This window comes from Salinimicrobium sp. 3283s (assembly GCF_039602225.1).
GTDB lineage: Bacteria > Bacteroidota > Bacteroidia > Flavobacteriales > Flavobacteriaceae > Salinimicrobium > Salinimicrobium profundisediminis.
Genome location: NZ_CP143631.1, coordinates 364366 through 386227, shown reverse-complemented (window position 1 = coordinate 386227; position 21862 = coordinate 364366). Strand labels below are relative to the sequence as shown.

Below are 21862 nucleotides of genomic sequence, written 5' to 3'. Positions count from 1 at the left end.
TTATATCAAAACAAATTTATAAAGGCCGATAGAGAAGATCCCTGCAGCCAAAACTATTTTTAGAACCAGACTAAGGTGATGGAATTCCTTTTTGTTCCCTGCACCCACAATTTTTACCATAAAGTAGAGCAGGGGTGCAACAACAGCGATCAATACATAGAGCATCGCGACCCGGCTTTCATAAAGGTACGTATATAAATAATAAAGTATACCAATGAGGGGAAGCAGGGCAATGGCGAAGATGATGAAGTTAGTCCTGCTCCTGCCCAGCAGCACCGGCAATGTTTTATAGCCCGCATTATAATCGCCTGTAATATCTTCCTGGTCTTTTACAATTTCACGAAGAAAATTTACCAGAAAAGCAAAGATTGCGTAATCAACGAGGATTGAAAACATCACTTTTTGAGTGGTGAGATTTTCGGGAGTAATAGCAGGAACAAGATCAAAAATCCCCACCATTACAATAATCATGGCAACCATTATACTTACTACCAGGTTGCCAACAAGTACGGTGCCTTTGATTTGGGTAGCATAAAAATAGAGAAAGGCTGAAGGAATGATAAAAAGTGCCACAAAAGAGGGTTTTCCTACCAGGTTGCTCAGGTAAAATCCTATTCCCACTCCAAGAATGTTTAAAGCAATAAACCAGTTCCACGCAACTTTTTCTGAAATTTTGATGCCAATAAGCATTTTTTGAGGCTTATTCACCTTATCGGTGGCTGTGTCGTGAAGATCGTTGATGATATTACCGGCGGCAGCAAGGCATATCATTGAAAACACGAGCAGACTGAAGTTAAAGTCACTGAAGGTGGTGTCTATGCCAAAGGGTTCGAATAGAAAATACTTCACCAGTACCTGCGTGAAGATGATCATCAAAAGATTGAAAGGCCTCACAAGCTTCAAAAATGGCAAAATTTGCATGGTTTTAAGCGGAAACAAATTTAAGCCCGATGATAGAGGCAATAAGGGTGAAAAGGAAAAACAGCCGCCAAAAATGCACAGGTTCTTTGAATACAAAAATTCCAATTAAGACGGTGCCAAACGCACCTATTCCTGTCCACACTGCATAGGCAGTCCCAATGGGCAGGGTTTGGGTGGCTTTGTACAGCAGAGACATGCTTATTGTAAGGCATAGAAAAAAGCCTGCCATCCACCAGAAGGCGGTGCTGCCTGTGGCTTCTCTGGCTTTACCAAGACAGGTTGCAAAGCCTACTTCAAACAAGCCAGCGATAACGAGGAGCAACCAATTCATTGGTGATCATTCCATTTTCCCTGCACTTTTAAGACCTGTTCAATAACGTCTCGCACACAGCCTTTTCCGCCTTTCTTGTGAGAGATATAGCGCGAGGCTTCCTTGATCTCGGGCGCGGCATCTTGCGGGCAGCAAGGCAGGCCAACTTTTTGCATGGCATATAGATCGGGGAGATCGTCACCCATATAAAGCACTTCCCCGGGTTTGATGTCGTAGATGTCAAAGAATTCTTCCATTTGCTCCACCTTATCCGGGCATCCAAGGTAGATGTCGGTAATTCCAAGACCTTTGAGTCGGGAACGGACACCTTCGTTATTTCCCCCAGAAATAATGCAGATCGTATAGTCTTTTTCACGTGCATATTTCATCGCGTAGCCATCTTTGATGTTCATGGTGCGAAGTAATTCGCCGTTGGTGCTTATTTGAATGGAACCATCAGTAAGCACGCCGTCTACATCAAAAATAAAAGTGGTGATTTGGGCAAGGAATTCTTTATAGCTTTTTTCCATGGAAGGTTTTAATTGCTGAAGTTAATAATTCGTATATCTTTTTGTTTTCGCCCGATTCCAATAGGTCCAGGTGGGCTTTTATAGTCGATTGATCATTCCTGATGGCAGGGCCGGTCTGTACCCCGGCAGGAGAAGCATGTTGTACTTTCCCGGCTGTTTCGGCAATGAGGGGTTTTAAAATGTCGAACGGAATATCGTTCTGTTTACAAATTTGCTCGCCCACTGCGTAGAGATGGTTGACAAAGTTGCAGACAAACACTGCCGAAAGGTGTAATTTTTTTCTTTGTTCCGAAGAGATCTCGTAGCAGTTCCCTGAAACCTTCGATGCAAGCGTTTTCAGGATTTCCAGGTCCTGGGCAGTATTAGCTTCAAGGCAAAAAGGAATTTCGGAATAGTTGACATCATTGTCTTTAGAGAAAGTCTGGAGCGGATAATACACGCCTCTACGGGAGCAGGCTCTAAGGGCATCTAGGGCTACCGAACCCGAGGTATGGGCTATAAGCGCATTCAGGTCCTTCAGTTTTTCTGAAATTTCAGGAACCACGTCATCCTTCAGTGCCATTATATATATATCTGCCGGTGCCAGCTCAGAAATTTCAGTAGTTACATCACATTTACTTCGGAAGAAATCCAAAGTTTTTTCAGAATGATTATAGACCTGTTTTACACGAATTCCTTCCGAAGCCGAAAAAGCTTTGAAAAGGTGTGTGGCAACATTGCCCGATCCTAAAAGTACAATCTCAATCATATGGCTAAAATACAAATTTCTTTTACTCCCGTGGCTGCTCCTGTAGCCGCATAAATATGGAATTTAAGCAACTTTTAATCCCTATAAATTGCTTACTTTTGCGGCATTTATTAAAGCAAGCCCTCGATGCAGAAAAAAATAGCTTCCATCATCTTCTCCACCCGCCTTATGGCTTTCCTTTTTATCGTATTTGCCGTAGCGCTGGGAATGGGAACCTTTATTGAAAACTGGTACAGTACAGAAACCGCTAAAGTCTGGATCTATAATGCCCTGTGGTTTGAAGTGATCATGGCCTTGTTCGTGGTCAATTTTACAGGAAATATTTTCAGGTACCGGCTTCACAAAAAAGAAAAATGGTCATCTCTACTGCTTCACCTTTCCTTTATCTTTATTCTGGTAGGCGCTTTTGTGACCCGGTATATAAGTTATGAAGGCATGATGCCGATTAGAGAAGGTGCGACCGAAAATACTTTCCTCTCAGAAAAGACATTTTTGACCACCTTTATTGATGGCGAAATAGATGGAGAACCACGCCGAAGAGTAGTGGAAAATGAGGTGCTTTTGGCTCCCGGAGCTTCAAATGAATTCACTTTTAATACAGATTATAACGGACAGCCGGTAAAACTGGAGATTCTTGATTACATTCATGGTGCCGAAGAAGGCCTGGTAGAAGATCCTGAAGGAGAAAACTATCTCAAGATCGTAGAAGCAGGTGGTGGCGAAAGGCATGACCACTACATCAAAGAAGGGGAAGTGAGCAGTATTCACAATGTGCTGTTCGCCTTGAATAAACCCACAGATGGTGCCATAAACATCACTGTTGAAAATGGGGAATACAGTATTTCTTCTCCTTTTGAAGGTACTTATATGCGAATGGCCGATCAAATGCAGGGGCAGGTAGAAGCCGATTCTGTTCAAACCTTGCTATTGCGTTCTCTCTACAATATGGCGGGTATGCAATTTGTTTTGCCCGATCCTGTGGTACGTGGAAAATACGATGTTATTCCTACCGAAGAAAAGACTGAAGGCCAGCAGGATGCTGCTGTAGTAAGGGTGAGCACTGCAGGCGAATCACAAACTGTAAAACTTCTGGGCGGGAAAGGTATGGTTACCGATCCTATAAAACTCAATCTTGGCGGCCTCGAATTTTACGTGAGGTACGGCTCTAAAGAATACGAGTTGCCATTCTCTATTAAACTCAACGATTTTATTGCTGAAAGATATCCCGGTACAGAGAAAAGCTATTCCTCTTTTAAAAGTAAGGTGACGGTTATTGATGAGGAGACAACTTTTGATTACGAGATTTTTATGAACCACGTGCTCGATTACGAAGGCTACAGGTTCTTCCAGGCCTCTTTTGATCCCGATGAAAAAGGGACGGTACTCTCTGTAAACCACGATTTTTGGGGCACCTGGATTACCTATATCGGGTACACGCTATTATATATTGGATTGATGTGGATCCTGTTTGCAAAAGGATCCCGTTTTGGGGAACTTAAGCAAATGCTGGAAAAAGTGAAGAAGAAAAAAGCCAGTATTACCGGTATTTTACTGGTGCTGTTCTCTACAACAGCAGGTTTTGCGCAGGAAGAAGAACATGCGCATGAAAATCCGCTCACTATTCCCAAAGCAAGGATAGACTCGATCATTAAGGCCAATGTGGTTTCTGAAGAGCATGCAGCAGAGTTCGGCCGACTTGTAGTACAGGATGCCGGCGGAAGGATGAAGCCTGTAAACACCTATTCTTCGGAATTACTTAGGAAATTAAGTAAAAGTGATGATTATGAAGGATTAACGGCTGACCAGGTGATGATCTCCCTTACCGAAAATCCTACCATGTGGTATAATGTGCCGGTGATAAACGTTAAAAAGGAAAATGACAGCATCAGGCATATTGTAGGTGTTCCCGAAGACCAGAAATTTATCGCGTTAACCAGCTTTTTTGACAGGGAAGGAAACTATAAACTTTCGCCTTACCTGGAGCGTGCCTACATGGCCGCGGTGCCCGATCAATTTGAAAAAGACTTTATCGAAACCGACAGAAGGGTAAACTTGCTCTACAATGCCCTGCAGGGAGAAATTCTAAGGATTTTCCCAATCCCGGGGCATGAAAACGATAAATGGGTATCGTTTCCCGAAGCTGCCGAAGCAGGATTTAAAGGAATGGATTCAGTTTATACACGGCAAATCCTTCCAATGTATTTCAGCGCATTGCAAACTGCGAAAAAGACCGGCGATTATTCACAAGCCAACGAATTGCTGAACAGTATCAAAGGCTTTCAGAAAAAGTTTGGAGGAGAAGTAATGCCTTCCGAAGAGAAACTGGAAACAGAAATTTTGTACAACAAGTACGATGTTTTCAGGAACCTCTTTGCAATGTATATGATAGCGGGTGTCCTGATGTTGATTTTTGTAATTGCCCAGATCTTTAGGGACAGCAAAATGATACGAATCTTGATTAGACTAAGTATTGCGGCTATTATTATCTTTTTTGTGCTCCATACACTGGGACTTATTGCGCGCTGGTATATTTCGGGACATGCGCCATGGAGTGATGCCTACGAGTCGATGATCTATGTGGCCTGGGCTACCATGCTTTTTGGGTTGCTCTTTGGAAGAAAAAGTGACCTTACCATTGCATCTACGGCTTTTGTGACCTCTATGATCTTAATGATTGCACACTGGAACTGGATGGATCCCTCTATTGCCAATCTGCAGCCGGTACTTGATTCTTACTGGTTGATGATCCACGTTTCGGTAATTGTGGGTAGTTATGGTCCGTTTACCCTGGGAATGATCCTGGGTGCGGTAGCTTTGATCCTCATGATCTTTACCACAAAGAATAACAAAAAGAAGATGGACCTAACCATCAAAGAAATAACGATCATTACCGAAATGGCGCTTACCATTGGTTTGGTGATGCTAACCATCGGGAACTTCCTTGGTGGGCAGTGGGCCAATGAAAGCTGGGGACGTTACTGGGGCTGGGATCCAAAAGAGACCTGGGCACTGGTGAGTATCATGGTCTATGCTTTTGTGATTCACATGCGCCTGGTGCCGGGAATGAGAAGCCGCTGGTTATTCAACTTTATGGCAGTTGTATCTTTTGCAAGTATTATGATGACCTACTTTGGGGTGAATTTCTACCTCTCAGGGCTGCATTCTTATGCCAGTGGAGATAAGGTAATTACCCCAACTTTTGTTTACTATTCTGTAGTAGTGGTAGCCATTTTAGGAGCAGTTTCTTACTGGAGGTTTACCAAGTACTATAAAAAAGGAAACCGAAGCAGGTTGACTGCAGATTATATTAAGAAGAAGAAAAAATAGTGTTCAGTGATCGGTATTCTTAAACCTTAAACCTTAAACCTTACTCAAACTTCCCCTGTTGATAATCTGTATATGCCTGGTCAATTTCTTCGAGCGTGTTCATCACGAAAGGGCCCTGGGCTACCACAGGTTCGTTAAAAGGTTCGGCGTGACCAAATAAGACAGTACTTTCTGCCAAAGCTTCTATGCGCAGGTTTTCATCGTCATTATTGAATTCTACGAGATGAAGGGACTGGACGATCTCACCATTGATCTTTATTTCCCCCTTTATGACATAACAAAGAATGTTGTGGCTTTGAGGAACCTTTGTAGTGAAAACTCCTTGGGTCTCAAAGAAAAGGGTGCTAAGGTGTATCTCTGTGGGGGTCTCAAAAGGACCCTCAGTCTCATTAAGTTTTCCTGACACTACCTGGGCTTTAACTTTTCCATCTTCAGAAAAAGTCAGCGGAATTTGCTCTTTTTGAAGCCCCTTGTAAGTAGGTGTAGTCATTTTTAACCTCGCCGGTAAATTCACCCACAGCTGCAGGATCTCTAATGGCCCACCTTCTTTTTTTAATTTTTCTGAAGAAACTTCTGCGTGAATAAGGCCTTTTCCGGCGGTCATCCACTGTACGCCGCCACTTTCAATCACACTGTTGTTGCCGCCAGAGTCTTTATGGGCAATGTCGCCATCGAGGATAAAAGTTACTGTTTCCATTCCCCTGTGCGGGTGCGGCCCAAAAGGCAGGCCATTGTTTCCCGGGGAATACCGTTGCGGCCCGTGATGATTGAGAAAGAGAAAAGGATCAATCATCCGCAGAGACCTCGTGGGCATTGGGGAATAGGTGATGAGATCGGCAATTGGCCGGTACTCAGCTTTATATGTTCTTTTGATGGTTCTCATGTACAATTACTAATTAACAATAAACAATAAACAATAAACAATAAACAATATTCAATGTCTTACTCTTTATTCCTCACATAGATAAGTTTGTATTTTCCGCGGCCCTGATTTTCCCTTGATTCAATTTCAAATTTATCTATAGAGTTGATCATGGGGGTTAACTTTTGGAAACCGTAGTTACGGGAGTCAAAGTTAGGTTGCTTCTTTTGTAGCAGGCTACCCACATCTCCAAGGAAAGCCCAACCGTCATCATCGGCAACATCAGAGATCGTGGAGGCGATTAATTTGATGACTTTATTAGTGATCTTATCATAATCACTCTTTTTGGTCTCTTTTTCCTTGCTAGATTCCTTAGTCTGGTTCTTTAAGATTTCGATATAGATAAATCGGTCGCAGGCAACTATAAAAGGATCGGGAGTCTTTTTTTCTCCAATCCCAATCACGTTCATTCCGGCTTCTCTAAGGCGGGTTGCGAGTCGGGTGAAATCACTGTCACTGGAAACCAGGCAAAACCCGTCAACTTTTTCCGAATACAAAATATCCATGGCATCAATGATCATGGCAGAATCGGTCGCATTTTTGCCCTGCGTGTATCCGTATTGCTGTATGGGCGTCACGGCATTCTCAAGCAGTACATTTTTCCATTTTGCGAGGTGGGGTTTGGTCCAGTCACCGTAGATCCGTTTTATTGTGGGGTTGCCGTATTTGGCGATCTCTTCCATCATTTCCTTGACATAAGCCGAAGGTATATTGTCGCCGTCTATTAATACCGCTAATCTTGTATCCATTAAATTTAAATTTCCTGATTATCCCATAAAGATAGGGAATTGACATCTACCCGTGGGAGGAGCGCAGGGGATTAAGTTTTTTTTAGGAATGCATACCGACGACCGGAAGAAAATACCTGCCAAAAATGGCATTTTTAAGCATGCTCCGGGTTGTGAGGTTCTATGTGAATAAGAATGTCGGCTAATTCGGGTTTTTCCTGTATGAGCCTGTCCTTTAAATTATGGGCTATTTCGTGGCCTTCGTTGACAGAAAGTTCGCCGTTTACAATAACATGCAGGTCTACATGGTAGGTCATTCCGGTTTTGCGAATAAAGCATTTTTCGGTATTAAGCACCCCTTTTTCTTTCATGGAGATCACCCGAATCTCTTCTACCAAATCATCATAAAGGTGCTCATCCATAATTTCACCAAGAGCAGGTCTCAAAATGAGGTAAGCGTTGTAAAGAATAAATCCCGAGGCAAAAAGCGCCGCCCAGTCATCGGCTGTTTCGTATCCTTTTCCCATAAAAAGGGCAATGGCAATCCCTATAAAAGCCATGAGAGACGTAATGGCGTCGCTGCGATGGTGCCAGGCATCGGCCTTGAGAGAGCTGCTGTTGGTCTCTTCCCCTTTTTTATTGATAAACCTGTAAAAGATCTCTTTGGTAAGAATAATTGCCGTTAACACTACCAGCGTGTAGGGTTTGGGAATTTTATGCGGAGTCTGGATATTCTCAATACTCTCCATCACAATTATTGTCGCCGAAACCACCAGAAAACCTACCACAGCAAAGGTGATAAGCGGCTCCACACGGCCATGCCCGTATGGGTGGTTATCATCGGCGGGCCGGGCTGAATATTTTAATCCAAAAAGCACCAGAAGGCTCGAAAATACATCGGTTGTAGATTCTATGGCATCGGCAATAAGGGCGTAAGAATTCCCAAAAACGCCTGTAACCCCTTTAATTACGGCAAGTGCGGCATTGCCGGCAATGCTGTAGTAAGAGGCTTTTATGGCCTGCCGGTGAGCATCAGTCTTCATAAATTTTGAAACTAAAGAGGCTTTCTTAAAAGCTCTAATCCTATCTTTCTGAATTACTTCTGAATCTTTTTACTCCTGAAAATCAGTTTGTAAGATCCTGAAAAAGTAGCTTCAGAATGACATTTTTGACAACTTTTAAGACAGCCTCGTTTCTGTCTTCCTGAAATATTCAGGGGTTATATAATTTTAAAGTATTCTGAAATCAATTCAGAATGATATTTGTCAACTGTGTGGGAGTGCTTTATTTAAGCCTCTTCTTCAGTTGTTTCTTCCATGGTGTGGTACACGTGCTGTACATCATCATCTTCTTCCAGTTTTTCGAGAAGCTTTTCTACATCGGCGGCTTCTTCGGGAGATAGTGTTTTTGTTACCTGCGGAATATATTCAAATCCGGAGGAGATGATCTCAATATCCCTGCCTTCCAGTTCCTTTTGTAGGGCTCCAAATGCTTCAAAAGGCGCATAGATGATGATCCCGTCTTCATCTTCAAAAACTTCTTCGGCTCCAAAATCTATCAATTCCAGTTCCAGTTCTTCAGCATCAAGGTTATCTTTGGCGATGCGGAAGTTACAGGTGTGGTCAAACATAAATTCTACCGAGCCCGAAGTTCCCAGGTTTCCGTCGCATTTATTGAAGTAGGAACGCACATTGGCAACTGTACGGTTATTATTGTCTGTAGCAGTTTCTACCAGCACGGCAATACCGTGTGGCGCATAACCTTCAAAAAGTACGATTTTATAGTCGCCCTGGCTTTTATCTGAAGCTCTTTTTATAGCCCGTTCAATATTGTCTTTGGGCATGTTGACACTCTTGGCATTCTGGATCACAGCCCGTAACCTCGAATTAGTGTCGGGATCGGGGCCGCCTTCTTTAACAGCCATTACTATGTCTTTCCCAATGCGGGTGAAAGCCTTGGCCATAGCAGACCATCGCTTCATTTTACGCGCTTTACGGAATTCAAATGCTCTTCCCATTTTAATCTATTAATTGAGGGGTAAAAATAGGAAAAAACATCAAGCTCCTAAAAAAGATTATTCGCCTGCATCTACAATATCTTCTATGCTGCGGGCGAGTTTAAAATCTTTGTGGGTAACCCCGCCGGCATCGTGTGTAGAAAGGGAAATTTGAAGTTCGTTGTAGACGTTTGTCCAGTTGGGGTGGTGCTGCTGGGCTTCGGCTTCAAAGGCTATTCTCACCATTACCGAAAATGCTTCTTTAAAGTTCTCGAACTGAAAAGAGGTGTGAATGGCATCATCTTTATATTCCCAGCCTTCAAGTTCTTCAAGCTTTGATTTGATCTCATTTTCATCTAAAATCTGCATATCTTCGAAGTTTTATTTTTTTAAAGTTAAGCAACCTCGTAGCGCAGAAAGATGAATTAGTAGAATATTAACAACTAGGAAACCAGGGTGCTTGCCACCACTTCCTGTATAGAGATTTGCAGGTTCTTTGGAAGCAGATTGTCTTTGGGAATTACGGCAAGAAACCGGTCAAAGTTTGAATCATAGACATTTTTTAACAAGGGCTTTTTTTCTCCCAGGGTTTCACAAATCTCTGCTACCAGGTCATTGTGGTGAATAAGGTCGTTGCTGCCCAGGTGAAATACTCCCTGCTTGTTCCTGTTAATGATGTAATGCAGTTGCTGGGTCATTTTTGCTTCATAGGTAGCATTCACTACCACATTCGAAAAAACTTCAATGGCTTCCTGTTCCTGCAGCTGTCTTTTTATCTCGGTAACACGCGGGGAATTGGCTCCAAAGACCATAGGCAACCGGGCGATGACATACTTGTTATTTGGCAATCGCAGGAGCGCATTTTCGATCTTTATTTTAAACCTTCCGTAGACACTTTGAGACAGGGTTTTGTCATATTCGTATGACGGATAGTTGGTAAAAGCGTCAAAGACATTGGCCGAAGACAGAAAAATGAGCTTTGAATTCTTGTTTTTCAACAGGTAATCTATAATCTCAAAGTGGGTGTGTACCTGTGCCAGAAAGTTTCCGCGCAGGGCCGACACAATGATATTGGGTTGCAGGTTCTCCAGGAGAATGCAAATGCTTTCCCTCTCCAGGTCAAACTGGTGGAACTTCTGGTTCTTCTCGAAAAAAGCATTGTCGGTATGATAGGTGGCGTGCGTATCAAAATAGGGGTAAAGCTCTTTATACAGGGCATTACCTATAAAGCCGCTTCCCCCTAAGATCAAAATCCTCTTCAAAAACTATCCTTTATAAAATGGCATTTTTACCACTGTGGCAGGAAGAGCTTTTTTACGAATTTGAATATTAATTTTACTTCCCGGTGTGGCATACTCTGTTGGAACATATCCCATTCCAATTCCCTTTTCGAGCGATGGAGACATGGTTCCTGAAGTTACATTGCCAATAACCTTGCCACTATCATCTACAATCTCGTAACCCTGACGCGGAATTCCGCGCTCATCAATTTCAAAACCTACAAGTTTGCGCTTTGGCCCATTCTCTTTCTGTTCCTTAAGAGCTTCAGAGTTAACGAAATCTTTGGTGAACTTAGTGATCCAACCAAGGCCTGCTTCGATTGGGGAGGTGGTGTCATCAATATCATTTCCGTAGAGACAGAAGCCCATCTCCAGGCGCAGGGTATCTCTTGCGGCAAGACCAATTGGTTTGATGCCATAGTCTGCACCTGCTGCAAAAACACGGTCCCACACGCGCTGGGCATCATCATTTTTTACATAGATCTCAAAACCGCCGCTGCCGGTATACCCGGTGGCCGAAATGATCACGTTTTCGGCTCCTGCAAAAGGTGCCACCTGAAAAGTATAGAATTTTATTGCTGAAAGATCTACATCGGTAAGAGACTGCATGGCTTCAGCGGCTTTTGGACCCTGTATGGCAAGCAGCGAATATTCGTCTGAAAGGTCGCGCATGGTAGCGTCCATCGTGTTGTGCTGGGAAATCCAGTTCCAGTCCTTTTCAATATTGGAGGCGTTAACCACCAGAAGGTATTTCTCTTCGTTAAAGCGATAGATAATAAGATCGTCTACAATTCCGCCATCGGCATTGGGCATGCAGCTGTACTGGGCTTTGCCATCGGTAAGTTTTGCAGCGTCGTTAGAACCTATTTTCTGGATCAAAGCCAGGGCATGCTCTCCCGTGATAAGGAATTCGCCCATGTGCGAAACGTCAAATACACCTACCGCTTTTCTCACGGTCTCGTGTTCAATATTTACACCTTCATAGGAAACAGGCATGTTGTAGCCCGCAAAGGGAACCATTTTGGCTCCAAGATCTATATGAGTAGAAGTAAGTGCTGTATTCTTCATTTAAAAAATATTTTCCGCAAATTTATTAAATTCAATAAGGATTGGGCGGTTAATGCAGAAATTTTCAATAGAAATAGAGAAGGCAAAGGCTGGGGCCGAAGGAAATTTTATATTTGTGTAACTTTTCAAAAATAGCATTCATGAAGATCCTTAGCGCCAAACAAATAAAGCAGGCCGATAAACTGACTATTGAAAAGCAGGGGATTTCTTCCACCGAATTAATGGAGAGAGCTGCCACGCTGGTTTTTGATGAGATTCATAAACGCCTGCAGGGCGCGCCAATTCCTGTTAAAATTTTCTGCGGAATTGGGAACAATGGAGGAGATGGGCTTGTAGTGGGACGGCAGTTGATCGAAGCGGGCTATGATGTCACCATATATATAGTAAACTACAGTGATCAACGCTCGCCGGATTTTCTGGTGAATTACGATCGGGTAAAAAACCTCTCAAAAAACTGGCCTGTACTTCTCAAAGCTGAAGACGAGCTTCCCGAAATAAAATATGGCGATTTTGTAGTTGATGCCATCTTTGGAGTGGGCTTAAACCGACCGCTGCCCAATTGGGTCGCTGGTTTAGTAAAGCACATCAATGCCTCGGGAGCCTTTGTGCTGGCTATAGATATGCCTTCGGGCCTCATGGCCGATGCTGCGGTAGCAGATATGGAATCTATTATTAAAGCGAGCTATACAATCAGTTTCCAGGTGCCAAAAATGGCATTTTACCTGCCCGGTACTGCCCCTTTTGTTGGCGACCTGCAAATTCTCGATATTGGACTCGACCCCGAATTTCTCAAAGATGCCCCCGCAGCAGCCGAATTAATTGGCAAAGCCGAAGCAAGGGCCCTTTACACCCCACGCCAAAGATTCACCCATAAAGGAACTTATGGCCACGCCCTGATCATTGGAGGGAGCTATGGTAAAATAGGCAGTGTTTGCCTTAGCGCTACTGCTGCTCTGCGGGCAGGTGCCGGTTTGGTGACGATTTATGCGCCAAAATGCGGATATGATATCCTGCAAACCGCACTTCCCGAAGCTATGGTGATTACCGATCCGCATAAAGAGATCCTTACCAATATAGACTTTGACCTTGATCCCGATGTGATAGCCTTCGGAATAGGAGTGGGCACTAAAGAAGAAACTATTGAAGCTTTTGAACAACTGCTGAAGAAATATGAAAAGCCGATGGTGATAGATGCCGACGGACTTAATATACTTTCCAAAAATGGCAATTTGCTCGAGCTTTTACCCGAAGGCAGTATCCTAACACCCCATCCCAAAGAACTGGAAAGGCTGATTGGTTCATGGAAAGATGATTTTGAAAAACTGGAGAAGGCGAGGGCTTTCACTAAAAAATATAAAGTAGTGCTGCTTATTAAAGGCACCTATACGTTTACAGTAACTCCAAAAGATCTTTTTATTAATACCACCGGGAACCCCGGGATGGCCACTGCCGGCAGCGGAGATGTGTTGACCGGTGTGCTAGCTGCACTTGTTGGCCAGGGATACGAATCCCTTCGCGCCACCATCCTCGGAGTATACCTTCATGGAAAAGCCGGAGATATTGCAGCCGAAAGATTCAGTTATGAAGGAGTGGTTGCGGGAGATATTGCAAAGAACACAGGAGCCGCGATTTTTGACCTTTTTGAAACCGAAAAAACCAACATTTCCTAATGAGAGATTGTCATTATATAAGTTCTTCTGTCCTCGACATTGAAGAAATAAGGGAGATTATTCAGAATAATAAAAGCCTTGCCCTTAGTGAAGAGGCTGTTTACCAGATTGAGAAGGCGAGAAGGTATCTCGACCAAAAAATGAAGGAGAACAAGAGCCCCATTTACGGGATCAATACCGGTTTTGGCTCTTTGTGCAATGTGAAGATCTCAACAGAAAATCTTACCAAACTACAGGAAAACCTGGTAATGTCTCACGCCTGCGGAACAGGCGAAAAAGTATCAAAACCTATCATCAGGTTGATGTTACTGTTAAAAATTCAATCCTTGAGCTACGGGCATTCCGGGGTTTCGCTCGAAACGGTGAACAGGCTTATAGATTTTTATAATGAAGATGTGCTGCCGGTGGTTTATTCTCAGGGATCTTTGGGAGCTTCAGGAGATCTTGCACCGCTGGCTCATCTTGCGCTACCTTTAATAGGAAAGGGAGAAGTGTACCTTAATGGCGAAATTATTCCTTCGGAAGAAATGCTGAAGAAATTTGGATGGAAGCCTATCACTTTGCAGTCTAAAGAAGGTCTTGCCCTGCTTAACGGAACCCAGTTTATGAGTGCTCATGGTGTATATGCGCTTCTTCAGTCTAACCGGCTTTCTATTTGGGCCGATGTCATTGGAGCCTTATCTGTAGATGCTTTTGATTGTAACACTTCTCCTTTTGATGAGCTGGTACATCTTGTACGTCCCCATCGCGGGCAGGTGAAAACAGCCGAAAGGATCAGGAAGATCCTTGCAGGTAGTGAGATTGCCAAACAGGTAAAGCAAAACGTACAGGATCCTTACTCCTTCAGGTGTATACCGCAGGTGCATGGTGCCAGCAAAGACACGCTCGATTTTGTGTACAAATGTTTTAAGACCGAAATAAATTCGGTTACCGATAATCCTAACATTTTTGCAGATGCCAATAAGATCATTTCGGGAGGGAATTTTCACGGGCAGCCATTAGCTTTGTCCTTAGATTATCTGGCTATTGCTATGGCCGAGCTGGGTAGTATTTCAGAAAGAAGGATCTATCAGCTGGTATCTGGTTTGCGCGGACCTGCATTTTTGGTTGATGCGCCGGGGCTTAACAGTGGATTCATGATTCCGCAGTACACCGCCGCCAGTATTGTGAGTCAGAACAAGCAACTTTGCACCCCTGCGAGTATAGATTCTATTGTATCTTCAAACGGGCAGGAAGATCATGTGAGCATGGGGGCTAATGCCGCCACAAAAGCAGTAAAAGTTGTAGAAAATGTGAATAGCATTTTGGCTATAGAACTCTACAACGCGTCACAGGCATTGTCGTATAGAGGTGCTTATAAGACTTCTCCTGTTCTTCAGAAATTAATTGAAGAATTCAGGAAAGAAATTCCTTTGGTAAAAGAGGATGTTGTTATGGCACCTTTTATTCAGAAGGCAAAAAAATTCCTTCAGAATTACCCTTTGAGCGATTTTACCTTTGAATAAGCATTTATTTGCTCCATCATCCAGACTTTAGCTTCCTCAAGGGAGCTAAAGATCTCAAAGGAATTTTTATTGGTGTAAAACTGCCGTTCTACACGGGCGGTTTGGCGGGTGAGTGCATTTTCAGAAACCACGGCGATTGCTTTTAGGCGTGGGTGTTCGGCAGACTCGCGGTACACCATAGGATTCACTGCGTAAGAGTGTATTCTATGGGAAATATATCCGAAGTAATCGTGGCCAAAGCTCTCGCTGCCAATTTGCAGGATTTTTTTGTTCGTTGCTACATCAAGTAAAGCACCTTCGTTCATTTCATTGATCAGTATCCTGTCGTGGACCCAGATCACGCCGCAGTCCAACTCAACTTTTCTTGTCATTATTTGTTTGGAATAGGCGGTGAAATTATCACTTTTATTTTGAAGTTGATGAAGCAGCCAGTGAGATTGGATGAAAAAAAATAAGGTCTTCAAAAATGCCATTTTTGAAGACCTTATTTTTTAAGGAGTTAGGTGATTATTTTAAACTGCCAACCATATCCTGAGGTCTTACCCATTCATCAAATTCTTCGGCAGTAACATACCCAAGGTTAACGGCTTCCTCTTTTAAGGTAGTGCCGTTCTTATGTGCGGTATTGGCAATTTCGGCTGCCTTGTAATATCCAATCTTAGTATTAAGGGCTGTAACCAGCATCAAAGAGTTATTGAGTAGCTCCTGTATCCTTGGCTTATTTGGCTCAATACCGGCGGCGCAATGTTCGTCAAAAGAAGCGCAGGCATCACCAAGTAACTGTGCACTTTGCAGGATATTTGCTGCCATCACGGGCTTGAATACATTCAGTTCAAACTGTCCCTGCATACCGCCCACGTTAATGGTAACGTCATTTCCAATCACCTGTGCACAAACCATGGTTAGGGCTTCTACCTGGGTTGGGTTTACCTTACCGGGCATAATAGAAGATCCGGGCTCATTGGCAGGGATAAGGATCTCGCCAATTCCGCTTCTTGGGCCAGAGGCAAGCATTCTTACATCATTGGCAATTTTATTAAGAGACACTGCCAGTGTTTTTAAGGCACCGCTGGTTTCTACAAAAGCATCGTGAGCTGCTAAGGCTTCAAACTTATTGGGAGCAGAGGTAAAAGGAAGCTCAGTGAATTTTGCAATAAACTCAGCTACGCGCTTTGAATAACCTTTTGGGGTATTCAATCCTGTTCCTACTGCTGTTCCGCCCAGGGCGAGTTCAGAAAGGTGTGGCAGCGTGTTCTCAAGGGCGTTAAGGCCGTGGTCAAGTTGAGAAACATACCCGCTGAATTCCTGCCCTAAAGTAAGGGGAGTGGCATCCATAAAGTGGGTGCGGCCAATCTTTACCACATCCTTGAATTCTTCCGACTTCTTTTTAAGGGTGTTGCGGAGTTTCTTCACCCCGGGAATGGTTACTTCTACAATCTTCTTGTACACTGCGATGTGCATTCCTGTAGGGAAAGTGTCATTTGAAGATTGAGATTTGTTCACATCGTCATTGGGAGAAAGCACTTTTTCACCTTCTCCAACAGTTCTTCCGGCAATTTGCTGGGCACGATTGGCAATTACCTCGTTGAGGTTCATGTTGCTTTGCGTGCCGCTACCTGTTTGCCAAATCACCAGGGGAAACTGGTCATCGTGTTTCCCTTCAAGGATCTCTTCACAAACTTTTGAGATGTAATCTCTTTTGTCTACTGAAAGAACCCCAAGTTCACAGTTGGTGAAGGCTGCAGCCTTTTTAAGATATGCGAAACCGTAAATGATCTCCATTGGCATAGAACCCGGAGCGCCGATTTTAAAGTTGTTCCTGGAGCGTTCGGTTTGTGCTCCCCAAAGTTTATCTGAAGGGACTTTTACTTCCCCCATGGTATCCTTTTCTATTCTGTATTCCATGATTTAATTGGTTTACTACAAATTTACATCTTCGATAAATTATAAGCACTTAAAACGAGACAAAATTAGGGTGGAAAGGGCAAAAAAATCGGTTGCTTTTTTAAACCTGAAACCAACATAAAAAATAAAATAAAAACTTTTGCGATAACTTCTTAGAGTTTCTATCTTTGGCAAAGATTCAATAAAATACAACACATGTTTGAATTTGATCAATATTTAGGCTTTCTGGCTTTCCTTATTATACTACTCATCGGGTTTTGGGTAATGCTATTCTTAACCGCCATTATCCCTTATTGGATAGGAGGCGCAGTTAAAGAAATGCTCGACGAAAAGAAAGAGAAGAAACGCCTGGAGAGAGAAAAAGCTTAAAAAGGACTTCAAGTCCTTTTTTTTGTGGCTATTTTTAGAGCCATTACAGAAAACAGAAAAGCCGTCAAATTTGACGGCTTTTCTGTTTTATAATACTATTTGGTTACTCTAGAAGTCTCCTCCTTCATCACCCATACCGCCATTCATGTCACCAGCTTCTCTGTTCTGTCTTTCCTGGTCGCGGCGCTGTTGATTGAACCTGTAAGTGAACGAAAGAGTGATGCTGCGTTGCCTCCATTGAAACTCACTTTCTCTTTCAAATCTTTCAGTTATGGTAAACGCATCTCTTTTTCGGGAATTCAGTAGATCCTGGATGTTAAGCGTGAGCGAGGCTTTTTCGTTGAACAATTCTTTGCTCAAAGCCATATCTACCATAAATAAACCGTCGGTTTCTGTTTGGGCTCCTTCCGAAGCACCTCTGTAAAAAGCATTGGTTTGCCAGTCTATCTTGGCAGGAAGTGATACTTTAGAGCTAAACCTTCCATACCAGCTGGTGTTTTTAGCGCTGTAGTCAACCCCGTTATAATCACCATCAGTATCAAACTGGAAGAAGTTTACGCTACCGTTCAGTCGCAGCCATCTTGTGGGATTGTATAACACTCCGGCTTCGGCACCAATTCGTGCTGTGGTAGCTAAGTTGATAGGAATGGTTCTAATAACCTGCGTGCTATCTGTGGCTGTAGAAATTTGTTCTACCCTTTCAAATGAATCGGTTTCATATTGGTAGTAAACCGAAGAGGTAAGGGTGAGTTTGTCCCACCTTTTAAGGTAACCAAGGTCGAACGCGTCTGAATAAGCCGGTTCAAGATTTGGATTTCCCTGAAAGATGTTTGTTCTACTTGCTCTTGAAGGGAAAGGATTAATAAACCAGCCACGTGGCCTGTTAATCCTTCTGTTGTACCCAAGCGTGATGTTTTCCTGCTCGTTTAATTCATAAATAAGGTTTACAGTAGGGAAAAGGCCCAGGTAATTGTTGTCAAAATCTGTATCTATAGGTATTTTAAATTCTTCTCTTAATTCTTCCTCGGTAAGATCGGAATCAATTTTTCCTTTCAGCTGAGTGTTTTCAAGGCGTAATCCCAAAAGGAAAGAGAAGTCTCCAAACTTATTTCCGTATTGTGAATAAAGGGAGTTCACATTTTCGGTATAAGTGAATACGTTGGTAAGCGGACTCAATTCTAAAATTCCGTTCTCCCTATTTTCGAGCAGGAGTTGGTAATCGGTAACTTCTTCTTCAAAACTTCCGCGGTATCCTGCCTCAAATTGAGCATTCTCTCCAATTGGCCTCACATAATCGGCCTGGAGAAGAAATTCATTTTGTGTTTCTTCAGTAAAAGTTTGTTCCAACGGATAAAAAGGATCAAGCTTAGTGGTATTTGAAACAATACTTTCGTTAATGTCTCCCGTTTGCGTTTCCTCATCCCGTTCGTATTGGATGTCGGCAGTTAACTGGTGCCCGCTATCGTTGAATTTATTGATGTAATTCAGGGCAAACTGGTAACTGTTGTCGTCTTCAATCTGGTTTTCTGTTCGCAGTGTCTTTAATATGCCATCTTCGGTGTACTCGCTGCTGCGGTTGGTGGTAATGTCTTCATCTTCGCCATACCTGTAGAATCCGGTTGCTGTAATAGATGACATATCGGTGATGTAATATTCCATCCCAAGGCTGGTATAGAAATTTCGGTTAAGACGATCCATTCTTCGGTCTTCAACAAGCCTTTCGGAAGTAGGATCTATAAGCTCCCCGTCTTCATTAGTATACTCCAAATAACGAGTGTCTGAAAATGCTTTTCCGGGGGCATCAAAATACCTGAATCCGGTGGTGTTGAAAATATTGAATTTATCTTTTCTAAGGTTTACATTGGCTGAAAGTCCCAGCTGATCGGGGTCTCCAACTCTTGCAGAAACTGACCCGTTAAGACCAAGCGTCTTTTCTTTTTTGAGGATAATATTCAGGATCCCTGCTGTACCTTCGGCGTCATATCTTGCTGAAGGAGAGGTGATCACCTCCACACGCTCAATAGCATCTGCCGGAAGTTGTGACAGCACATCAGTATTTCCAAACCCTGCCATGGCCGAAGGTTTGCCATTAATAAGGATGCGCACATTCTCGTTTCCTCTAAGGCTTATTCCGCCTTCAATATCTACTGAAACCGATGGCACGTTGTTAAGGGCATCGGCTACTGTACCGCCTGCAGTGGTAAGGTCTTTACCTATATTGTATATCTTTTTATCTAGCCGTACTTCTACCTGTGTGGTTTCAGCAGTTACCACGACCTCTTCCAGTTCCCCGGCTGCCATTCCAAGCTTTACAGCACCCATATTAAGGTCTTTGTTTACCTGGCGATTTTTAAAGGTTTTAGGTTCAAAAGAAATGAATTCTATAGTGATATTATAGGTTCCCTGGCGTACGTCAATATTGAAATTTCCCTGCGCATCTGTAATGCCTCCCGTAACATTTGATGGGTCGCCGGTGCTTTGAAAAGAAATGGTGGCATACTCCAGCGGAGTGCCTTGCTCATCGGTCACTTTTCCCGAAACTTCATACTGGGGTGCCTGTGCAAAGGCTGATAGAGAAAGTAATAAAAAGAAAGAAAAAATTAAGGCACTGGTTCGGTGCCGGGTGATGTTCGTAATCATACTTGGTTTTATTTCTTTGACAGGTAAAAACCAAAATGGTTTAATTTTTTACTTAAAAAAGCCTTTTTTTTATTATAAATAACTGATTATTAGGTAAAAGTTTAGAGTTGTGGAGGGGAGAAAAGTAGCGGCTCATTTATAAAAAAATGCATTTTAGTCATTCTGAAAAACTGAAATGAAGCGATTATTTTTTTCTTCTGAAAATGAATCCTTTCTTTGGAAGGTGCTGTAAAAAACAAAACCGGGACGAAAGTCCCGGGGTGTCAAAAATGCCTTTTTAGAAGCCTCTTGTTTTATCCTATCAGCTCTTCAATATTGGAAGCTGGCCTTCCTATTACCGCTTTGTGTTTTGTTTCCACAATGGGCCGCTGAATGAGTTTTGGGTTTTCAGCCATCACTCTAATGAGTTCTTTATCGCTTAAATCGCGGTCGCGATAATCTTCTTTCCAGATTTTTTCTTCTGTACGCACCAGTTCAATAGGCGCCATATTTAATTTCTGAAGTAGATCTGTAATTTCTTTTTCGCTCAGGGTATCCTTTAAATATTCGCGCACTTCAAAATCTTTGCCCGATTCTTCCAGAACCTGTAATCCTTCGCGAGATTTTTTGCATCGGGTATTGTGGTAGATCTTTAGCATTGTTCTTTAAGTTATGAGTTTTTTTTATTTTTCCAGTTGCGGGTTGCAGGTTGCGAGTTGCAGTTTCTTAATTTTAAACCTTAAACCTTAAACCTTAAACCTTATTCCGCCTTCTGTCCCATCATCATGAGAAAGGCTTTTAAGAACTGGTCAATATCTCCATCCATCACCGAATCAACATTTCCTGTTTCTTCGCCGGTACGAACGTCTTTTACGAGCTTGTAGGGGTGCATCACGTAATTCCTTATTTGTGATCCCCATTCAATTTTCATCTTGGAATCTTCAATTTCCCTGCGCTGCGCCTGTTGCTTCTGAAGTTCAATTTCATAAAGCTGACTCTTCAGTAACTGCATGGCTTTGGTCTTGTTGTCAAGCTGGGAACGGGTTTCAGAATTCTCTATCACAATGCCCGAAGGTGCGTGTCGCAGCCTTACGGCAGTTTCCACCTTGTTCACATTTTGACCTCCTGCACCCGATGATCTCATGGTTTCCCACGAAATATCTGAAGGATTGATATCAATCTCAATGGTTTCATCGGCCAATGGATAAACATAAATACTGGCAAACGAGGTATGCCTTTTCGCATTACTGTCAAAAGGGGAAATTCTCACCAGGCGGTGCACTCCATTTTCTCCTTTTAGCCAGCCAAAAGCAAACTCACCTTCTATTTCAATGGTCACCGTTTTCACACCTGCAACCTCACCGGCCTGGTAGTTGAGTTCGCGTACAGAGTATCCCCTGTCTTCGGCCCAGCGCAAATACATGCGCATCAACATTTCGGCCCAGTCACAACTTTCGGTACCACCGGCACCGGCAGTTACCTGCAATACGGCACTTAAATTATCTCCCTCTTCAGAAAGCATATTTTTAAACTCCAGGTCTTCAATAAGACTTTTGGATTTTTCATGCCTTTCTTCAACATCTTCAGCCGTGGCTTCTCCTTCTTTATAGAATTCATAGATCACTTCGAGATCGTCCACAAGAGTGACAGCCTCTTCGTAATCGTCTACCCATTTCTTTTGAGAATTGAGCTCTTTTACAAGAAGTTCCGCTTTTTTGGGATCATTCCAGAAATCGGGAGCCAGGGTTTTTTCCTGGAGATTGGATATTTCTATGTTTTTGGCATCAACGTCAAAGATACCTCCTTAACGCAACCAGGCGATCTTTGAGATCTTTTATTGTCTCTGTTGTAAGCATACTTGAATTTTCAACAAAAATAGAATTAATGAGGGTTCCGGGAAACTATTTTACCAATATTTTATAGTTTTATACACCTTCAAAAATGGCATTTTTAAAGATCATTTC

At 42.9% G+C, this 21862-nt stretch carries 20 protein-coding genes; 4 read left to right on the top strand and 16 right to left on the bottom strand.

Annotated elements, in window-relative coordinates; all coding sequences use genetic code 11:
• From VS868_RS01705 to VS868_RS01690, 4 genes are read right to left on the bottom strand one after another with little or no spacing between them, the layout of a single operon-like run.
• Complete coding sequence (locus VS868_RS01705; RefSeq protein ID WP_345598982.1) at positions 1 to 921, bottom strand: geranylgeranylglycerol-phosphate geranylgeranyltransferase; 921 nt, start codon at positions 919 to 921, stop codon at positions 1 to 3.
• A gap of 4 nt (positions 922 to 925) precedes the next feature.
• Positions 926 to 1252, bottom strand: a complete 327-nt coding sequence (locus VS868_RS01700) for a multidrug efflux SMR transporter (RefSeq protein WP_266070662.1) — start codon at positions 1250 to 1252, stop codon at positions 926 to 928.
• Entirely contained in the window at positions 1249 to 1761 is a 513-nt protein-coding gene (locus tag VS868_RS01695) for an HAD-IIIA family hydrolase (protein WP_266070663.1), read from the bottom strand. Before VS868_RS01695 ends, VS868_RS01700 begins: the two co-directional genes overlap by 4 nt.
• Positions 1745 to 2509: a DUF2520 domain-containing protein gene (locus tag VS868_RS01690; protein WP_266070664.1), complete on the bottom strand. Its 765-nt coding sequence runs from the start codon at positions 2507 to 2509 to the stop codon at positions 1745 to 1747. Before VS868_RS01690 ends, VS868_RS01695 begins: the two co-directional genes overlap by 17 nt.
• A 126-nt stretch (positions 2510 to 2635) precedes the next feature.
• On the opposite strand from VS868_RS01690, the gene ccsA reads away from it, so the two are divergent.
• Positions 2636 to 5836: a cytochrome c biogenesis protein CcsA gene (ccsA, locus tag VS868_RS01685; protein ID WP_266070665.1), complete on the top strand. Its 3201-nt coding sequence runs from the start codon at positions 2636 to 2638 to the stop codon at positions 5834 to 5836.
• A 40-nt stretch (positions 5837 to 5876) separates the two neighbouring features.
• Here ccsA and VS868_RS01680 read toward each other — a convergent pair whose 3' ends face one another.
• From VS868_RS01680 to gcvT, 7 genes are all read right to left on the bottom strand, one after another.
• Positions 5877 to 6719 (bottom strand): pirin family protein, encoded by an 843-nt coding sequence (locus VS868_RS01680; RefSeq protein ID WP_266071215.1) that lies wholly within the window; start codon positions 6717 to 6719, stop codon positions 5877 to 5879.
• A gap of 59 nt (positions 6720 to 6778) precedes the next feature.
• Positions 6779 to 7507 (bottom strand): NYN domain-containing protein, encoded by a 729-nt coding sequence (locus VS868_RS01675; RefSeq protein WP_266071214.1) that lies wholly within the window; start codon positions 7505 to 7507, stop codon positions 6779 to 6781.
• 134 nt (positions 7508 to 7641) lie between these two features.
• Positions 7642 to 8529, bottom strand: coding sequence for a cation diffusion facilitator family transporter (locus VS868_RS01670; protein ID WP_266071213.1), 888 nt, complete (start codon positions 8527 to 8529; stop codon positions 7642 to 7644).
• 245 nt (positions 8530 to 8774) lie between these two features.
• Positions 8775 to 9503 carry a YebC/PmpR family DNA-binding transcriptional regulator gene (locus VS868_RS01665; RefSeq protein WP_266071211.1) on the bottom strand — a complete coding sequence of 243 codons (729 nt, stop codon included), beginning with the start codon at positions 9501 to 9503 and terminating at the stop codon, positions 8775 to 8777.
• Between the two features lie 57 nt (positions 9504 to 9560).
• On the bottom strand, positions 9561 to 9851 hold the full coding sequence (locus VS868_RS01660; protein WP_266071210.1) for a 4a-hydroxytetrahydrobiopterin dehydratase: 291 nt from the start codon (positions 9849 to 9851) through the stop codon (positions 9561 to 9563).
• Positions 9852 to 9925: 74 nt separating this feature from the next.
• Positions 9926 to 10744 (bottom strand): sugar nucleotide-binding protein, encoded by an 819-nt coding sequence (locus tag VS868_RS01655; protein WP_345598981.1) that lies wholly within the window; start codon positions 10742 to 10744, stop codon positions 9926 to 9928.
• Between the two features lie 3 nt (positions 10745 to 10747).
• Positions 10748 to 11830 carry a glycine cleavage system aminomethyltransferase GcvT gene (gcvT, locus tag VS868_RS01650; RefSeq protein WP_345598980.1) on the bottom strand — a complete coding sequence of 361 codons (1083 nt, stop codon included), beginning with the start codon at positions 11828 to 11830 and terminating at the stop codon, positions 10748 to 10750.
• A gap of 140 nt (positions 11831 to 11970) precedes the next feature.
• Between gcvT and VS868_RS01645 the strand changes: the two genes are divergently transcribed.
• Both VS868_RS01645 and hutH read left to right on the top strand, forming a co-directional pair.
• Complete coding sequence (locus VS868_RS01645) at positions 11971 to 13500, top strand: NAD(P)H-hydrate dehydratase (RefSeq protein WP_266071207.1); 1530 nt, start codon at positions 11971 to 11973, stop codon at positions 13498 to 13500.
• Positions 13500 to 15005, top strand: coding sequence for a histidine ammonia-lyase (hutH, locus tag VS868_RS01640; RefSeq protein WP_345598979.1), 1506 nt, complete (start codon positions 13500 to 13502; stop codon positions 15003 to 15005). Before VS868_RS01645 ends, hutH begins: the two co-directional genes overlap by 1 nt.
• Here the strand turns inward: hutH and VS868_RS01635 are convergent.
• A complete protein-coding gene (locus tag VS868_RS01635) occupies positions 14975 to 15376 on the bottom strand; it encodes a hypothetical protein (protein WP_345598978.1) in 402 nt (133 codons plus the stop codon). The two genes, hutH and VS868_RS01635, sit on opposite strands and share 31 nt — an antisense overlap.
• 136 nt (positions 15377 to 15512) lie before the next feature.
• Complete coding sequence (fumC, locus tag VS868_RS01630) at positions 15513 to 16910, bottom strand: class II fumarate hydratase (RefSeq protein WP_266071204.1); 1398 nt, start codon at positions 16908 to 16910, stop codon at positions 15513 to 15515.
• A 195-nt stretch (positions 16911 to 17105) separates the two neighbouring features.
• Between fumC and VS868_RS01625 the strand changes: the two genes are divergently transcribed.
• Complete coding sequence (locus VS868_RS01625) at positions 17106 to 17279, top strand: hypothetical protein (RefSeq protein ID WP_265163022.1); 174 nt, start codon at positions 17106 to 17108, stop codon at positions 17277 to 17279.
• Positions 17280 to 17387: 108 nt separating this feature from the next.
• Here the strand turns inward: VS868_RS01625 and VS868_RS01620 are convergent, their stop codons facing one another.
• From VS868_RS01620 to prfB, 3 genes are all read right to left on the bottom strand, one after another.
• Positions 17388 to 19919 carry a TonB-dependent receptor gene (locus VS868_RS01620; protein WP_266071203.1) on the bottom strand — a complete coding sequence of 844 codons (2532 nt, stop codon included), beginning with the start codon at positions 19917 to 19919 and terminating at the stop codon, positions 17388 to 17390.
• A 293-nt stretch (positions 19920 to 20212) separates the two neighbouring features.
• Positions 20213 to 20557, bottom strand: coding sequence for an arsenate reductase (glutaredoxin) (gene arsC / locus VS868_RS01615; RefSeq protein ID WP_345598977.1), 345 nt, complete (start codon positions 20555 to 20557; stop codon positions 20213 to 20215).
• Between the two features lie 101 nt (positions 20558 to 20658).
• Positions 20659 to 21754 (bottom strand): peptide chain release factor 2 gene (gene prfB / locus VS868_RS01610; RefSeq protein ID WP_266071201.1). Its coding sequence is split into 2 segments (ribosomal slippage): positions 20659 to 21690 and positions 21692 to 21754, totalling 1095 coding nucleotides; the frame shifts between segments, so codons are not numbered across the junction.
• Between the last annotated feature and the right edge of the window lie 108 nt (positions 21755 to 21862).

What these genes read in the sequence shown, in the direction of transcription:
- VS868_RS01705 (WP_345598982.1), bottom strand. Translation starts at nt 921, where the DNA reads ATGCAAATTTTGCCATTTTTGAAGCTTGTGAGGCCTTTCAATCTTTTG.
- VS868_RS01700 (WP_266070662.1), bottom strand. Translation starts at nt 1,252, where the DNA reads ATGAATTGGTTGCTCCTCGTTATCGCTGGCTTGTTTGAAGTAGGCTTT.
- VS868_RS01695 (WP_266070663.1), bottom strand. Translation starts at nt 1,761, where the DNA reads ATGGAAAAAAGCTATAAAGAATTCCTTGCCCAAATCACCACTTTTATT.
- VS868_RS01690 (WP_266070664.1), bottom strand. Translation starts at nt 2,509, where the DNA reads ATGATTGAGATTGTACTTTTAGGATCGGGCAATGTTGCCACACACCTT.
- ccsA (WP_266070665.1), top strand. Translation starts at nt 2,636, where the DNA reads ATGCAGAAAAAAATAGCTTCCATCATCTTCTCCACCCGCCTTATGGCT.
- VS868_RS01680 (WP_266071215.1), bottom strand. Translation starts at nt 6,719, where the DNA reads ATGAGAACCATCAAAAGAACATATAAAGCTGAGTACCGGCCAATTGCC.
- VS868_RS01675 (WP_266071214.1), bottom strand. Translation starts at nt 7,507, where the DNA reads ATGGATACAAGATTAGCGGTATTAATAGACGGCGACAATATACCTTCG.
- VS868_RS01670 (WP_266071213.1), bottom strand. Translation starts at nt 8,529, where the DNA reads ATGAAGACTGATGCTCACCGGCAGGCCATAAAAGCCTCTTACTACAGC.
- VS868_RS01665 (WP_266071211.1), bottom strand. Translation starts at nt 9,503, where the DNA reads ATGGGAAGAGCATTTGAATTCCGTAAAGCGCGTAAAATGAAGCGATGG.
- VS868_RS01660 (WP_266071210.1), bottom strand. Translation starts at nt 9,851, where the DNA reads ATGCAGATTTTAGATGAAAATGAGATCAAATCAAAGCTTGAAGAACTT.
- gcvT (WP_345598980.1), bottom strand. Translation starts at nt 11,830, where the DNA reads ATGAAGAATACAGCACTTACTTCTACTCATATAGATCTTGGAGCCAAA.
- VS868_RS01645 (WP_266071207.1), top strand. Translation starts at nt 11,971, where the DNA reads ATGAAGATCCTTAGCGCCAAACAAATAAAGCAGGCCGATAAACTGACT.
- hutH (WP_345598979.1), top strand. Translation starts at nt 13,500, where the DNA reads ATGAGAGATTGTCATTATATAAGTTCTTCTGTCCTCGACATTGAAGAA.
- VS868_RS01635 (WP_345598978.1), bottom strand. Translation starts at nt 15,376, where the DNA reads ATGACAAGAAAAGTTGAGTTGGACTGCGGCGTGATCTGGGTCCACGAC.
- fumC (WP_266071204.1), bottom strand. Translation starts at nt 16,910, where the DNA reads ATGGAATACAGAATAGAAAAGGATACCATGGGGGAAGTAAAAGTCCCT.
- VS868_RS01625 (WP_265163022.1), top strand. Translation starts at nt 17,106, where the DNA reads ATGTTTGAATTTGATCAATATTTAGGCTTTCTGGCTTTCCTTATTATA.
- VS868_RS01620 (WP_266071203.1), bottom strand. Translation starts at nt 19,919, where the DNA reads ATGATTACGAACATCACCCGGCACCGAACCAGTGCCTTAATTTTTTCT.
- arsC (WP_345598977.1), bottom strand. Translation starts at nt 20,557, where the DNA reads ATGCTAAAGATCTACCACAATACCCGATGCAAAAAATCTCGCGAAGGA.